10 protein-coding genes and 1 pseudogene are annotated in these 15485 nt (G+C 31.6%); all 11 read left to right on the top strand.

Annotated elements, in window-relative coordinates; genetic code table 11:
• The first annotated feature begins 6 nt into the window (after positions 1–6).
• A pseudogene (locus JBL43_RS09995) lies at positions 7–1445 on the top strand (MBOAT family O-acyltransferase).
• A 5-nt stretch (positions 1446–1450) separates the two neighbouring features.
• On the top strand, positions 1451–2584 hold the full coding sequence (locus JBL43_RS09990; protein ID WP_198841302.1) for a hypothetical protein: 1134 nt from the start codon (positions 1451–1453) through the stop codon (positions 2582–2584).
• Between the two features lie 134 nt (positions 2585–2718).
• Entirely contained in the window at positions 2719–4833 is a 2115-nt protein-coding gene (locus tag JBL43_RS09985; protein ID WP_198841301.1) for a bi-domain-containing oxidoreductase, read from the top strand.
• Positions 4834–5191: 358 nt separating this feature from the next.
• Positions 5192–5479 carry a GIY-YIG nuclease family protein gene (locus tag JBL43_RS09980; RefSeq protein ID WP_198841300.1) on the top strand — a complete coding sequence of 96 codons (288 nt, stop codon included), beginning with the start codon at positions 5192–5194 and terminating at the stop codon, positions 5477–5479.
• 137 nt (positions 5480–5616) lie between these two features.
• A complete protein-coding gene (locus JBL43_RS09975; protein WP_198841299.1) occupies positions 5617–7509 on the top strand; it encodes an alginate lyase family protein in 1893 nt (630 codons plus the stop codon).
• Positions 7510–7511: 2 nt separating this feature from the next.
• Positions 7512–8756: a glycosyltransferase family 4 protein gene (locus JBL43_RS09970; RefSeq protein ID WP_198841298.1), complete on the top strand. Its 1245-nt coding sequence runs from the start codon at positions 7512–7514 to the stop codon at positions 8754–8756.
• Positions 8756–9361: a sugar transferase gene (locus JBL43_RS09965; protein WP_198841297.1), complete on the top strand. Its 606-nt coding sequence runs from the start codon at positions 8756–8758 to the stop codon at positions 9359–9361. The genes JBL43_RS09970 and JBL43_RS09965 overlap by 1 nt, the downstream gene beginning before the upstream one ends.
• A gap of 10 nt (positions 9362–9371) precedes the next feature.
• A complete protein-coding gene (locus JBL43_RS09960) occupies positions 9372–9956 on the top strand; it encodes an acetyltransferase (protein WP_198841296.1) in 585 nt (194 codons plus the stop codon).
• Positions 9957–9965: 9 nt separating this feature from the next.
• Positions 9966–11045 carry a non-hydrolyzing UDP-N-acetylglucosamine 2-epimerase gene (gene wecB / locus JBL43_RS09955; RefSeq protein ID WP_198841459.1) on the top strand — a complete coding sequence of 360 codons (1080 nt, stop codon included), beginning with the start codon at positions 9966–9968 and terminating at the stop codon, positions 11043–11045.
• Between the two features lie 83 nt (positions 11046–11128).
• On the top strand, positions 11129–12244 hold the full coding sequence (locus JBL43_RS09950) for a DegT/DnrJ/EryC1/StrS family aminotransferase (RefSeq protein WP_198841295.1): 1116 nt from the start codon (positions 11129–11131) through the stop codon (positions 12242–12244).
• Positions 12245–12556: 312 nt separating this feature from the next.
• Positions 12557–14464, top strand: a complete 1908-nt coding sequence (locus JBL43_RS09945) for a polysaccharide biosynthesis protein (RefSeq protein ID WP_198841294.1) — start codon at positions 12557–12559, stop codon at positions 14462–14464.
• Positions 14465–15485 lie beyond the last annotated feature (1021 nt).

Below are 15485 nucleotides of genomic sequence, written 5' to 3'. Positions count from 1 at the left end.
AATAGAATGCTATTCAATTCCATAGATTTTGCCATTTTTTTGCCCGTAGTATTTATTATCTATTGGTTTATTTTTAAAAAGAATTTAAAATTACAGAATTTACTCATTGTTGTTGCTAGTTATGTATTTTACGGTTGGTGGGATTGGCGGTTTTTATCATTAATTTTATTTAGTACGCTTGTAGATTATACAATAGGTAGATTGCTTTCATCTGAAAGTAGTAAAAGGAAAAGGCTAATACTGCTTTGGATAAGTATAGTTGTAAATTTAGGTTTCTTAGGCTTTTTTAAATATTACAACTTCTTTCTAGATAATTTTGTAGAAGTTTTTAGCTTTTTAGGAAACCCCATAAATCCACAAGGTTTAAACATTATTTTACCTGTGGGCATCAGTTTTTATACTTTTCAAACTTTAAGTTATACTATAGATGTTTACAAGAACAAGCTAAAACCAACAAAAGATTTTATTGCTTTTTCTGCGTTTGTTAGTTTTTTTCCACAACTCGTTGCCGGTCCAATTGAAAGAGCAACCAACTTATTGCCACAATTCTATAAAAAAAGAACTTTTGATTATGAAAAGGCCGTCGATGGACTGCGACAAATACTTTGGGGTTTATTTAAAAAAATAGTTATTGCTGATAATTGTGCTCAATATGCCAATACAATTTTTAACAATTCAGACGATTATTCAGGAAGTACATTATTTTTAGGAGCCATATTTTTTACTTTTCAAATTTATGGAGACTTTTCTGGGTATTCTGATATTGCCATTGGTACCTCTAGATTGTTTGGTTTTAATTTAAAACAGAACTTTGCCTTTCCCTATTTTTCAAGAGATATTGCCGAATTTTGGAGACGATGGCACATTTCGTTGTCTACATGGTTCAGAGATTATTTATATATCCCATTGGGCGGCAGTAAAGGAGGTACATGGATGAAAATCAGGAACACCTTTATTATCTTTTTAGTAAGTGGTTTTGGCATGGAGCTAATTGGACATTTGTAGTTTGGGGTTTCTTGAATGCTCTATATTTTTTACCTATAATGCTATTAAATAAAAATAGAGTACATACAAGCAACGTCGTTGCTGTAGGTAAAATTATACCTAACCTAAAAGAAATAATACAAGTCGGTATAACTTTTTTACTAACCGTATTGGCTTGGGTTTTTTTTAGAGCGAATAATATTTCTCATGCTTTTTCGTATTTAAAAGGTATTTTTACAAAATCTTTATTTACTATACCTGAAATTCATCCTACTAATATCATAATCTTAGTTATACTATTTATAGGTGTTGAATGGCTGCAACGTAATAAGCAACATGCGTTAGAAATTAATAAACAAAAAATACCATTGCTTGTACGCATAGGAATTTATTATACAATACTATTGCTAATTTTCTTTTTTGGAGGTCAGGAACAACAGTTTATTTATTTTCAATTTTAGAGATTATGCTTAAATTCAATAAAAAAATCATCATTTTTAGTATTCCTGTTCTAATTTTCTTAGTTATTCCTTTTGTGATTTTAACGAAGACGAGTGAAGTTAATTCTAATATTGATGAATTAAACTTAGATTCTCAAAAATATCTTATTGGTTATACTTATAATGAAGATAATTATAAGTATTTAAAATATAAAAGGGCTTCAGAAAAGCGTTTTGATGTGATGGCATTAGGATCATCTAGAGTATTACAGTTTAGAAAAGAAATGTTTAAAACTAGTTTTTATAATGCAGGTTTCACTATAAAAGGCCTTAATGATTATAAAGATTTTTTAAAATTAATACCTAAATCAAAATTACCCACTTACTTAATAATTGGGTTAGACCAATGGATGTTTAATGCATCTTGGGATAATTTAGAATCAAATAACTTTCAGAGAGAACAATTTATTAATAATAAATCCAGTAAATTTTCTTTAGGCTTTACTAATTATAATTTAGTATATAAAGATATTTTTAAGAAAAAAATTACATTCTCAAGTTTGTCAACTAAAAAAAGTAGTTATATACCAGTAGGATTAAATGCTAGAATTAATTCAACAGGTTTTAGAAATGATGGGAGTATGTATTATGGCAATCAGATAAACAAATTATTGATAAGCGATACAAGTGCAGAAGATTATTTATATCAAGATACTTTTACTAGAATAGAAAATGGGAATAGGAGATTTGAATATGCCAATGTTATCAATTTAAAAGCATTAGAAGTTTTAAATGAGCTTCTTTCTTATTGTCACCAACGAAATATAAAAGTAGTTGCTATTCTCCCACCGTTTGCAGATAAGGTTTATGACAAAATGATTAGCTCAAATAATTACAACTATATTCAAGAAATTTCCCCCAAAATAACTCCAATTTTCAAGAAATATAATTTTGAAGTTTTTCAATTCAATACTGTAAGAATTTGTAATTCAAGTGATAATGAAACAATAGATGGTTTTCATGGAGGAGAAAAAACATACTTAAAAATGTTAATTAAAATACTTGAAAAAGGATCGATATTAAATAATTCTTGTGATTTAGAAAAATTAAGGGAGGATTTAAATAATTCTATAAATAATTATCTGGTATATGATTATTAGCAAATATTAAAATTTTCGCTAAGTAACTGGCCAAAACCAAAAGATAATATTAAAACTTCAAGCCGTAACTTAGAAACTATCATACTAAAAACTCATTAGTTCTTATTACCTTTGCAACTTTATAAAAATGCACTATGAAGCAAATTATACAAGACCTTAAAAAAGGAGATACCATTTTAGAAGAAGTACCAGTACCTAGTGTTAAAGCCGGAGCTGTATTAATAAAAACGACCAGAACCTTAGTTTCTTTAGGTACAGAACGTTCGTTGGTAGAATTTGGAAAAGCCAATTTTATTCAGAAAGCAAAACAGCAACCGGATAAGGTGAAAATGGTCTTAGATAAAGTGAAGACAGACGGTTTAAAACCTACTATTGATTCTGTTTTTAATAAATTAAACCAACCCCTACCTATTGGATATTGCAATGTAGGTGAAGTAGTTGCCGTAGGTAAAGGGGTAACCGAGTTTTCTATTGGAGATAGAGTCGCTTCTAATGGTAACCATGCAGAATATGTATTGGTTCCTAAAAATTTAGTGGCTAAAATACCAGATACAGTTACGGATGATGAAGCCGCATTTACTGTTATTGGTTCCATTGGTTTACAGGGCATTAGATTGTTAAATCCCACTTTTGGAGAAACGATTGTAGTAGTAGGGCTAGGATTGATAGGCCTCGTTACTGCAGAGTTATTAAAAGCCAATGGTTGTAAGGTAATCGGATTTGATTATGATGCTGATAAGGTAGCTATTGCAAAGGCAAAAGGTATTACCGCCATAAACCCTGCTGAAGGTACAGACCAAGTGAAGTTTGTAGAATCGTTTACCAACGGTGTAGGTGCTGATGGGGTTATTATAACCGCTTCTAATAAAAGCAATGAAATTATCTCGCAGTCTGCTAAAATGAGTAGAAAAAGAGGTAGAGTAGTGCTAGTAGGTGTTATTGGTTTAGATATTAGTAGGGCTGATTTTTATGAAAAAGAAATTTCTTTTCAAGTTTCTTGTTCTTATGGCCCCGGAAGATATGATGAACAATATGAGCAAAAAGGAAATGATTACCCAATCGGTTTTGTACGATGGACCGAAAAACGGAATTTTGAAGCCATATTAAATGCCATTGATAACGGAAGTCTTGATGTAAAACCATTAATTACGGAGCATATTTCAATTAAAGACTATCTTAAAATTTATGGAGATATGGGTAATTCTAAATCCATTGCTTCACTTTTAGTATACGACAGCACTGAAAGTCCTGTAAAAACAGTAAACGTTACCCAAAAGTCTTTTAAAGGTCAAAAGGGAGTGCTGGGTATTATTGGGGCGGGTAATTTTACGAGTGCCACCATGATGCCGCAACTTAAAAAAATGAATGCTAATGTAAAGTATATTGCCAGTTCTGGTGGATTGTCTTCAACTACCATGGCAAAAAGGTATGGTGTTGCCAATTCTACTTCTGACTATCAAGAAATTTTAAAAGACGAAGAAACCGATTTAGTAATTATAACCACCAAGCATAATTCTCATGCTAAATTTGTAATGGAAACTTTAAAAGCAGGTAAAAGTGTTTTTGTAGAAAAACCATTAGCGTTAAATAATGAAGAATTAGACCAAATCATTGCCGTTTATAATGAGAATAAAGGGGCACTATCAGTCGGATTTAACAGACGTTTTGCTCCATTAGCAAAAAACATGAAAAAATTATTGGGTAATGACAATACTCCTAAAAATATTATTGCCACCATGAATGCAGGATTCATCCCAAAACAGGTATGGGTTCATGATATGGAAGTAGGTGGTGGGCGTATTATTGGTGAAGCCTGTCATTATATTGATTTATGTACGTATTTCGCAGATAGTAAAGTAGTAGCAGTCTGTATGAATGCTATGGGAACCAATCCTGACGAGAGTACGGATAATGCTTCTATTTTATTAAAATACGAGAATGGAACCAACGCAGTTGTGAACTATTTTTCTAATGGCAGTAAAGCCTATTCTAAAGAACGTTTAGAAGTGTATTCACAAGAACGCACCTTGGTTATGGATAATTGGCGTACCTTAAAAACATACGGGTTTAAAGGTGGAAATAGTAAGTCAAAACAAGACAAAGGGCATTATAACCAGTTTAATGAGCTAATCAATCAACAAAAAAATGGAGGAGCACCAATTATTCCTTTTGATGTGATTGTAAATACAACCAAAGCTTCTTTTGCAGCTATTGAAAGTCTAAAACAAGGTAAGTGGATTGAGGTTTAGTACAACGTCATTGCTAGGAGAGACAAAGGAACGACATGGCAATCTCATGAAACTGATTCCCCTTCCTTCGGAGGGGGCTAGGGGGAGGTCGATTGATGCTATTGAAAGTCTAAAACAAGGCAAGTGGATTGAAGTATAGTATTAAGTTTTAGTAAAACGTCATTGCGAGGAGAGACAAAGGAACGACGTGGCAATCTCATGAAACTGATTCCCCTTCCTTCGGAGGGGGCTAGGGGGAGGTCGATTGATGCTATTGAAAGTTTAAAACAAGGCAAGTGGATGAAGTATAGTATTAAGTTTTAGTACAACGTCATTGCGAGGAGAGACAAAGGAATGACGTGGCAATCCCATTAATGATATGAAACAAGGTACCGTTTACTTCATGACTAATAAAACCAATACGGTATTGTATATAGGCGTTACATCTGATTTGATAAAAAGAGTAACTCAACATAAAACCAAGTTTTACAAAGGTTTTACATCTAAATACAATTGTGATAAATTAGTGTATTTTGAAACATTTTCTAACATAAGTGAGGCAATACTGCGAGAAAAACAATTAAAAAAAACAAATAGAAAACGTAAGAATAAGCTGGTAAATGAATTGAATCCAAATTGGGATGATTTATCAATAGACTGGTTCTAAAAATCTAACACAAGATTACCACGCTTCACTATGTTACGCTCGTAATGACAAGTATAAAATCAATATAAAGAACAAGTCACATTGAACTATTATTTATTATTTTTGAATAAATAATAGTAAATCATTAAAAATAGAATTTGAAAATAGCTCAATATATAGACTTAATTAAAAACATGGGAATGCGGTATATCGTTTTCCGTGTTTTTTATGAGGTAAAAAGTCGTTTAGGCATTCACAAAAAGAAATTCCCCGTTAACCCTACTTTTAAGGAGTTTATTTCACTAGAGGAGTGGAAACGAAATACCCCACCTTTTTTCTTTACAAGTAAAGCCGGGCTACAAATTCCAAAAATTAAAACAATTGCTTTAGAAGAGAAAGTAAATAATATAATGAAAGGAACCTATACTTTTTTTTCAAAAAAAGAATTTGATTTAGGTGTTGATTATGATTGGGTAACAAATCCTGATTCTGGTTTTAAATATGATCATCATTTACATTTCACAGAAATAAACGATTTTAATAAAGTCGCTGGAGATATTAAATATGTTTGGGAGAAAGCCCGATTCTCATTTGTTTATGATGTGATTCGCTATGATTATAATTTTGATGAAGATCAGTCAACATTTGTTTTAGATCAGATTAAGGATTTTATAGATAAAAACCCAATCAACCAAGGTCCCAATTATAAATGTAGCCAAGAAATTAGTTTACGTATCTTAAATTGGACGTTTGCATTGTATTACTATCGCGATAGTGAAGCATTGACGGATACGTTGTTTAAGACCATAATGAACGCTATTTACTGGCAAATTCATCATGTGTATCATAATATTAATTTTTCTAGAATTGCGGTTAGAAATAATCATGCTATAACGGAAACATTGCTATTGTATGTTTCGAATTTATTGTTCCCTTTTATACCAGAAACAAAAAAATGGAGTAGTAAGGGTAAGAAATGGTTTGAACAAGAAATTGACTATCAAATCTATAAAGATGGTACTTATTTACAACACTCTATGAACTATCATAGAATTGTAATTCAGTTATTTACCTGGGCTATTAGACTTTCGGAATTAAATGAGGACCGCTTTAAAAATAGTGTGTATGACAAAGCAGAAAAATCACTTTTGTTTTTAGATACGTGTTTGAATGCTGTAGATGGAAATTTACCAAATTACGGACATAATGATGGTGCATTATTTTTTAAACTATCCGACGCTGATTATAGAGATTATAGAGCTCAATTAGATGATTTAAGGGCTGTTTTAAAAGGTGAAATTAAATATAATACGGATAGTTATAATTGGTATGGTATTAAAAACCCCACTAAAGTAGATCATTTACATGCTGGAACCTTTACTTTTGATAATGGAGGGTATTATATTGTAAATGAAAATAATAGTAAAACATTTATACGATGTGCAAGCTTTAAGGATAGACCTGCACAATCAGATAATTTACATGTAGATCTCTGGGCCGATGGAATCAATATTTTGAGAGATTCTGGGACTTTTAAATACAATACTACAGCTGAATTTAGTAGTTATTTTAATGGTGTTGGTGGCCATAATACAGTAAGTGTAAATGGTGCCGATCAAATGTTAAAAGGAGGTAGATTTATTTGGTTTTATTGGATTAAAAATGCAAAAGCTAAGTTGTTAGACAAGAAGGATGCATTTGTATTTGAAGGGAAAATTAGGGCATTTAGGCATGTTGGAAAAAATATCACTCATAAACGAAAAGTAACCAAAGTAAAGAATTCACAGGTATGGGAAATTTTTGATACTATTGAAAATGCACCAGACAAAGAAATGGTACAATATTGGCACATAAATCCCAAGATTAGAGATAAGGTAAGCATAAAAACATATGATAAAAATGGAAATCAATTAGATGCCATTATTGAAGAAAAATGGTATTCGAGCTATTATGGCATAAAAGAATCTTCAATTCGAATAAGTTTTAAAACAAATTATGGATATTTGCATACCAAGATTGAATATCATAATAAATTAACAAACCTTAAATAGTCATGAATATTTTATTGATTCACCAATACTTTTTAGAAAAAGATGATGGAGGTGGTTCTAGATTTAACGAAATGACACAAGTATGGTCAGAATTAGGATATAATGTTACTGTTCTTTCTGGTATGGTTCATTATAATACGGGTAAAAAATATAAGCATTGTAAAGGTAAATTTACATTAAAACAAAGAGATTTTTATCCTGGTGTAGACTTAATAAGATGTCACGTCTCTGAATCTTATAATGTAAATTTTTTAGGAAGACTTTGGGGATATTTTTCTTTTGTGTTTTCTAGCATTTATGCAGGTGTATTTAAGTTAAAGGGTAAATATGATGTTACCATAGTTACTTCACCTCCGTTGTTTATCGGTATAACGGGTTATGTTTTATCGAGGTTTAAAAGGATACCACTGGTCTTTGAAGTGCGAGATTTATGGCCTGAATCCGCTATTGATACAGGAGTCATTAGCAATAAATATATTATTAAATTCGCCTATTGGTTTGAGAAATTTATTTATAAAAAATCCAAAATAATTAATGTACTAACTCCGGCATTTAGAGAAAAATTAATTGTAAATAAAAAAGTACCTTCTGACAAAATTATTTTTATTCCAAATGCAGCTGATTTTTCATTGGCTGATGCTATTGCGAAAGATTTTGATGCAAAAAGCTTTAGAAAAAAAATAAACTTAGACGATAAGTTTATCATCACCTATGTAGGAGCTCATGGTGTAGCAAATCATTTAATACAATTAATAGATGCTGCAGAAAAGCTTCAAGATACGAATGTTGTATTTCAACTGATTGGTTCTGGCATGAAAAAGGAGGAATTAATAAAGGAAGTGGCAAAAAGGAATTTAAAGAATGTCATTTTTGTTGATCCTGTAGCTAAAAAAGAGGTGTTTAAATATATATTGGCTTCAGATATGGGAGCATCAGTGTTGAAAAAAGTAGATACATTTAAAACGATTTACTCCAATAAGACATTTGATTATATGTCTTGTAAAATACCAGTATTGTTGGCTATTGATGGCGTTTCAAGAGAATTGATTGAAGCTGCAGACTGTGGGTATTATGCTGAACCTGAAAATGCTCAAGCTATGGTTGATGTTATTAAAAATGCCTTGATAAAAGAAGCTCAATTAAAAGAAATGGGTGAAAATGGATACAGCTATGCAAGAAAGCATTTTGATAGACATCATTTGGCGTCGGATTATGTGAGATTGATAAAAGAAAAATTAGATATATAATGTACGTTAATGCTGTAAAACCAATTTTAGATTTTATTTTATCATTGATTGGGCTCGTTTTGTTGAGTCCTATTTTTATAGTGTTATTGATTTTATTAAGTATCGCTAATAAAGGAAATCCTTTTTTTTTCCAGCAAAGACCCGGGAAAAACGAAAAGGTTTTTAAAGTGATAAAATTTAAAACAATGACCGATTTTAGAGATGATGACAATAACTTGTTGCCAGACAAAGATAGGTTAACTACTATAGGTAAATTTGTTAGAAAAACATCTCTTGATGAAATACCTCAATTAATTAACGTTTTAAAAGGTGATATGAGCTTGATAGGACCAAGGCCGCTTTTAATACCTTATTTAAGTTTATATTCTAAAGAACAAAAAAGGAGGCACAATTTAAAACCAGGTATTACAGGTTGGGCACAAATTAATGGTCGTAATACAATTAGTTGGACTCAAAAATTAAAATTTGATGTTTGGTATGTTGATAATGTTAGCTTTATCTTAGACGTTAAAATAATATTTAAAACAATCTTAAAAGTGATTAAATCTGAGGATATCAATACGGTTGGTATGGCAACAACAGAACCCTTTAACGGGAAAAATTAATTAAATTTATATGATATTATACGGAGCAAGCGGACATGCAAAAGTAATTATAGACATTTATAAGCAGTTAAATGTTACGATCTCCGCAATAATTGACGATAATGTAAAGGTTACATCGATTTTAGGATGTGCTGTACATACCTTAGATGACATTGATAGCTTAAGCGATAACCTAATTATATCCATAGGAAATAATAATGTACGCAAGGAAATTGCAGAACGATTGAATGTTGAATTCGGTAACGCAATTCATCCTAAAGCGATTATTGATAAAACCTCTCAATTGGGGGTAGGTACCGCAGTAATGGCAGGTAGTGTAATCAATTCATCTACAGTAATTGGCAAACACTGTATTATCAATACATCATCTTCTATAGACCATGACTGTATATTGGAAGATTATGTACATGTTTCGCCAAATGCTACCTTGTGTGGAGGAGTAAATGTAGGACAAGGCACTCATATAGGTGCAGGTGCTGTAATTATACCTAATATAAAAATTGGTAAATGGTGTGTGATTGGAGCAGGATCGGTAGTTATTAGTGATGTTTTAGACAATCAAAAAGTAGTAGGCAATCCTGCTAGAAAAATATAATAAAAAATGATGAAATTAGATATTATTGCAGGAGCAAGACCCAATTTTATGAAGATTGCTCCAATTATTGAGGCTTTAGAAAAAGTAAAAGATAAAATTCAATACCGACTGATTCATACGGGTCAACACTATGATAAAAAAATGTCTGGTAGTTTTTTTGAAGAATTAGGGATACCTGATCCTGATGTTAATTTAGAAGTGGGTTCTGGTACTCAAGCAGAACAAACGGCTAGAATCATGGAGCGTTATGAGGCATTATTGTTAAAAGATATGGCAGATTATTGTTTGGTGGTAGGTGATGTTACTTCTACGATGGCTTGTTCTATTGCTGCAAAGAAATTAGGAGTGCATGTAATTCATGTAGAAGGAGGAATTCGCTCTAACGACATCACAATGCCTGAAGAAATTAATAGAATGGTAACTGATGCTATAACAGATATATTTTATACTACGTCAGAAGTTGCCAATGAAAATTTACGTCAATTAGGCCATGATGAAAGTAAAATCAGGTATGTTGGTAATACGATGATAGATACCTTATTGAAAAACATGCCTCGTTTAAAACAACCTACTGTTTTTTCAGAGTTAAACTTAAAAGAAAAGGGTTATTTTGTAATGACCTTACATAGACCAGCCAATGTAGATCAAGAACAAAAGTTAAAATCGCTAATAGATGAGATTGTAAAAGGAGCAAAGGGAATGCCACTTATTTTTCCGGTACATCCTCGTACTGCTAAAATGTTAGAACAAATTGGGATACAGGCGGATAATTTACATATGATTGGTCCTTTAGGTTATTTAGAATTTAATTATCTCGTAAAACATGCTTTTGCTGTAGTTACAGATTCAGGTGGTATCACAGAAGAGACTACAGTAATGAAAGTGCCTTGTATGACTTTGCGTGATAATACCGAGCGTCCAGAAACGATTACGATAGGCACGAATGAATTGGTAGGTACAGATCCTAAAAATGTAGCACCTTTTATGAAAAAATTACATAGCGGAGATTGGAAAGTAGGTGAAATTCCAAATTTATGGGATGGAAATACGGCACACCGTATCGTAGAAGATTTATTGAAATTAGTTTAGAATAAAACGCGGTCTTTGTAAGAATTCTTTTAATTTTAAAAGATTCTGTATTACTTTTACCGTACAATAAAATTGAACAGCATATGAAAGAAAAAATATGGCTTTCTTCGCCACATTTAACAGGAGAGGAGCAAAAATATGTGAAACAGGCTTTTGACGATAATTGGGTGGCACCTTTAGGTCCAAATGTCAATGGTTTAGAGCAGGATATTTGTAATTACACGGGTAGTAAGTCCTGTTCGGTGTTGAGTTCAGGTACAGCTGCAATTCATTTAGCCTTGATACTGTTGGGAATTGAAGAAAATGACGAAGTTATTTGCTCTAGCTTTACTTTTTCGGCTTCTGCGAATCCGATTAGATATCAAAAAGCAATTCCAGTTTTTGTAGATTCAGAAAAAGATACTTGGAATATGTGTCCCGTTTTATTAGAAGAAGCCATAAAAGATAGAATACGTAAAGGAAAGACACCAAAAGCGATTATTTTGGTGCATTTATATGGAATGCCTGCAAAGATGGATGAAATTCTTGGGGTAGCTTCTCAATATAAAATACCAATAATTGAAGACGCTGCAGAAGCCTTAGGAGCTTTTTATAAAGATAAAGCCATGGGGACTTTTGGTGAATTAGGAATTTTTTCATTTAATGGAAATAAAATCATTACAACTTCAGGAGGTGGAGCATTAGTATCTGACAATCCTGAATATTGTAAAAGAGCCACGTTTTTAGCAACTCAAGCTCGGGATGACGCTCCACATTATGAACATACTACTATTGGATTTAATTATAGAATGTCTAATATCTTAGCAGGAATTGGTAGAGGGCAAATGGAAGTGTTGGATGATAGAGTTAAAGCTAAACGCAACGTTTTTGACACTTATGTTAAAGCTTTAGAAAGTATTAAAGAAATTAAATTTCTATACGAATCAAAAGACACATTTTCAAATAGATGGCTAACTACCATTTTATTAGAGAATTATGACCAACGAGAAATGGTTAGATTAGCCTTACAAGATGAAAATATAGAAGCACGTCCTCTATGGAAACCAATGCATTTACAACCTATATTTAATACCTTTCCTAAATATACAAATGGTATTTCAGAAGATTTGTTTCGTAAAGGGCTATGTTTACCTAGCGGCTCTAATATGACTAATTTGCAACAGCAAAGAGTTATTGATGCCATTTTGAAACTGTTTTAAACGTATTTCTTGGTTTCTCCAACCAGAGGTTTTAAGACCATATATTATAGTAAAGGCGATAGTTTCCCTCCTTTGGAGGGATTAAGGGAGGTCTTTTTGCAAAACGCAAATTAGTATACTAATCCCATAGAAGAGGACAGAATTGTCTTTTTATCAGTGGTGAGTGGGAAAAGCACAGTATTTGTTATATGACTAAAATGAAATAATGGGTTGGCTCTAATTTAGATAGACTATTATACAAACTTATTTTTGTATGTTAATTAATTGGTAATTATTTACGACCTTTGTTTACTAATGTACAAGAGTGATTAAATGATTAAATCAGTTTTTGAAAAAGGGGCAAAATTGAATGTTTCCAGATGGGTAGTCTTACTGGTTGATATTTCTTTGGTAGTTCAAAGTTTTATTATTGCCTATCTCGTTGTATTTAATTTTGATTTAAGTTTTCAACAATTTGGGTTCTTTGCTCAAATTTTTTTAGTCATATTATTATCATTAATTAGCTTTTTAATAGTTGGATCATATAAGGGTACCGTTCGACAAACGGGAATAAAAGACGCTCTCAATCTTTTTTATGGTGTAAGCCTAATTTTTATCTCATTATTTATCATTACTCTAGTTGATAGGAACTATGATATTACCAAACGGTTTGCGGTTCCTTTTAGAGTTTTAACTGTAAATTATCTTATAAATATTATTGTTTTAATTGCAAGTAGATATGTTTTTAAAAGATTTATTCAGAAGGTATTAGTTCAGTATAAAGCTCCTAAAAAAACGTTGATTTATGGGGCTGGTGATTCAGGAATGCTAACTTATGCAGCCATTATCAATGATTTAAATAATAATGCAAATATTGTAGGTTTTATTGATGATGATAAAAAGAAACGAGGAAAGAAATACAACAGGGTAAAAGTATATTCTTCTAAAGTAATTACAAAAGAATTTATAGAAAGTCATGATATAAAAGAAATTATTGTTTCTATTCATAATATAAAACCTTTTAAATTATTCGAAATTGTAGATAAATTAGTTCCATTACCCGTTAAGGTAAAAGTAGTACCACCCGTTGACCAATGGATAGATGGTGATTTGAATGTAGGACAACTTACAGAGGTTAAAATTGAAGACTTATTAAATAGAACGCCAATAAAAATAAATAATCCCATTCTGCAAAAAGAATTGGATGGTAAAGTAATTCTAATTACAGGAGCTGCAGGTTCTATAGGTAGTGAAATTGCTCATCAAGTTGGTAATTATAAGTATAAGCAGCTTATTTTATTAGATCAAGCGGAATCTGATTTATATAATGTGCAACAGAGTTTCCATAGAAAGAAATTTAAAAACTTTGCTGTTGAAGTTGCCGATATAAGCAATACAAAACGAATGGCGGCTATTTTTAGCAATTACCAAATTGATATGATTTTCCACGCCGCTGCCTATAAACATGTTCCGCTTATGGAAGATAATCCTTACGAAGCCGTACGTGTGAATGTTTTTGGAACACGTACAGTGATGGATTTGGCATCTAAGCATCGTGTAGAGAAATTTGTGATGGTGTCAACAGATAAAGCAGTAAACCCCACGAATGTAATGGGTGCTACTAAGCGGGTTGCAGAAGTGTATGCCAATTGCTTAAACCATGAAGGTAAAACGAAATTCATCACCACTAGATTTGGTAATGTATTAGGTTCAAACGGATCTGTAATTCCGTTATTTAAAAAACAAATTGCAGAAGGTGGTCCCATTCAAGTAACCGATAAAGAAATTACGCGGTATTTTATGACCATTAGTGAAGCTTGTAGTTTGGTGTTGGAAGCTGGAGTCATGGGAAAAGGAGGAGAGATTTATGTCTTCGATATGGGAGAATCTGTGAAGATCTATGATTTAGCTAAAAAGATGATTCACTTGTCGGGATTAAAATACCCTGATGATATAGATATTAAAATTATCGGATTACGTCCAGGAGAAAAGCTTTACGAAGAACTGTTAAGTAATGAAGAAAATACAGTACCTACGTATAATGAAAAAATTATGATTGCAAAGGTAGACCCTGTGGATTATAAAGTGATGAAAAGTAAAATTATCGAATTGTCTAAACTAGACAATATGGATAAATTTGAAATCGTTACTAAAATGAAGAGTATTGTTACAGAATACATTTCAAACAATTCTGAATATGAATCTTTAGATGTAAAGGAGACTTCAGTACATTCAAAGTAATCTTAAAATCATTGGACAGATTTCGATAACGCATAATCTATTAGAATTAATCTAGTTAAATTCTGCTATGCCCCTTGCAATAAACACTTAACAATAATAAATTGAAGTATCATTTATGAGATTGCCACAGGCAATTATATATTTTGCTTAATAATTGAATTATTGCAATGCCTTCACAATGACAACTGTTGAAATAAACTTTATAGTAAAAGTCATAAAAGTACCACAGGCATCATTATAACATTACGTTTATACTTTAATAATGAATAAGTTCTCCTCTAGAGAGGGGTTAGGGCAGGTCTTTTAAAAGAAGAATCAAAATCCAAATAAAAAACAAATCTCAATTTCCAAAATTCAAAAATTCAAATCTCAAATAAAAAACAAATCTCAAAATTTTAAAATACAGTTGTAATAAAATTGTCATTGGAGTATCATTAAATAGATTTCCACGTCACTTATAATGTAAGTACTACCATAAATAATTACGTTATGCTCCTCGCAATGACTAAGTAATTCCCCTCTTGAGAGGGGCTAAGGGGAGTGTTTTTACTTGAACAACTACCGAGAAAAAATAAATAGATTGCCACGTCGCATAATTCGAAGTACTAATCGAAGAAAATTTCCATTAAGCTCCTCGCAATGACAAGTGTTATAATTGTGTTTTGTTATTTGATTATTGAAGTACATTAACAACTACTAATTCCCCTTCCTTAGGAGGGGGTTAGGGGGAGGTCTTTTAAAAGAAAAAACAAAATTCAAAAATTCAAATCTCAAATAAAAAACAAATCTCAAAATTTTAAAATACAGTTTTATAAAATTGTCATTGGAGTATAATTAATGAGATTGCCACGTCACTTATAATTTAAGTACTACCATAAATAATTACGTTATACTCCTCACAATGACTAAGTAATTCCCCTCTTGAGAGGGGCTAAGGGGAGTATTTTTACTTGAACAACTACCGAGAAAAAATAAATAGATTGCCACGTCGAATGAATTATAAGTACTAATTGAATAAATT

Source organism: Aureibaculum flavum (genome assembly GCF_016406085.1).
Lineage (GTDB): Bacteria > Bacteroidota > Bacteroidia > Flavobacteriales > Flavobacteriaceae > Aureibaculum > Aureibaculum flavum.
This window is presented reverse-complemented; position numbering and strand designations above follow the sequence as displayed.

Bases quoted from the DNA above. Each gene is read 5' to 3' on its own strand.
- JBL43_RS09990 (WP_198841302.1), top strand. From the start codon at position 1,451: ATGCTTAAATTCAATAAAAAAATCATCATTTTTAGTATTCCTGTTCTA.
- JBL43_RS09985 (WP_198841301.1), top strand. From the start codon at position 2,719: ATGAAGCAAATTATACAAGACCTTAAAAAAGGAGATACCATTTTAGAA.
- JBL43_RS09980 (WP_198841300.1), top strand. From the start codon at position 5,192: ATGAAACAAGGTACCGTTTACTTCATGACTAATAAAACCAATACGGTA.
- JBL43_RS09970 (WP_198841298.1), top strand. From the start codon at position 7,512: ATGAATATTTTATTGATTCACCAATACTTTTTAGAAAAAGATGATGGA.
- JBL43_RS09965 (WP_198841297.1), top strand. From the start codon at position 8,756: ATGTACGTTAATGCTGTAAAACCAATTTTAGATTTTATTTTATCATTG.
- JBL43_RS09960 (WP_198841296.1), top strand. From the start codon at position 9,372: ATGATATTATACGGAGCAAGCGGACATGCAAAAGTAATTATAGACATT.
- wecB (WP_198841459.1), top strand. From the start codon at position 9,966: ATGAAATTAGATATTATTGCAGGAGCAAGACCCAATTTTATGAAGATT.
- JBL43_RS09950 (WP_198841295.1), top strand. From the start codon at position 11,129: ATGAAAGAAAAAATATGGCTTTCTTCGCCACATTTAACAGGAGAGGAG.
- JBL43_RS09945 (WP_198841294.1), top strand. From the start codon at position 12,557: ATGATTAAATCAGTTTTTGAAAAAGGGGCAAAATTGAATGTTTCCAGA.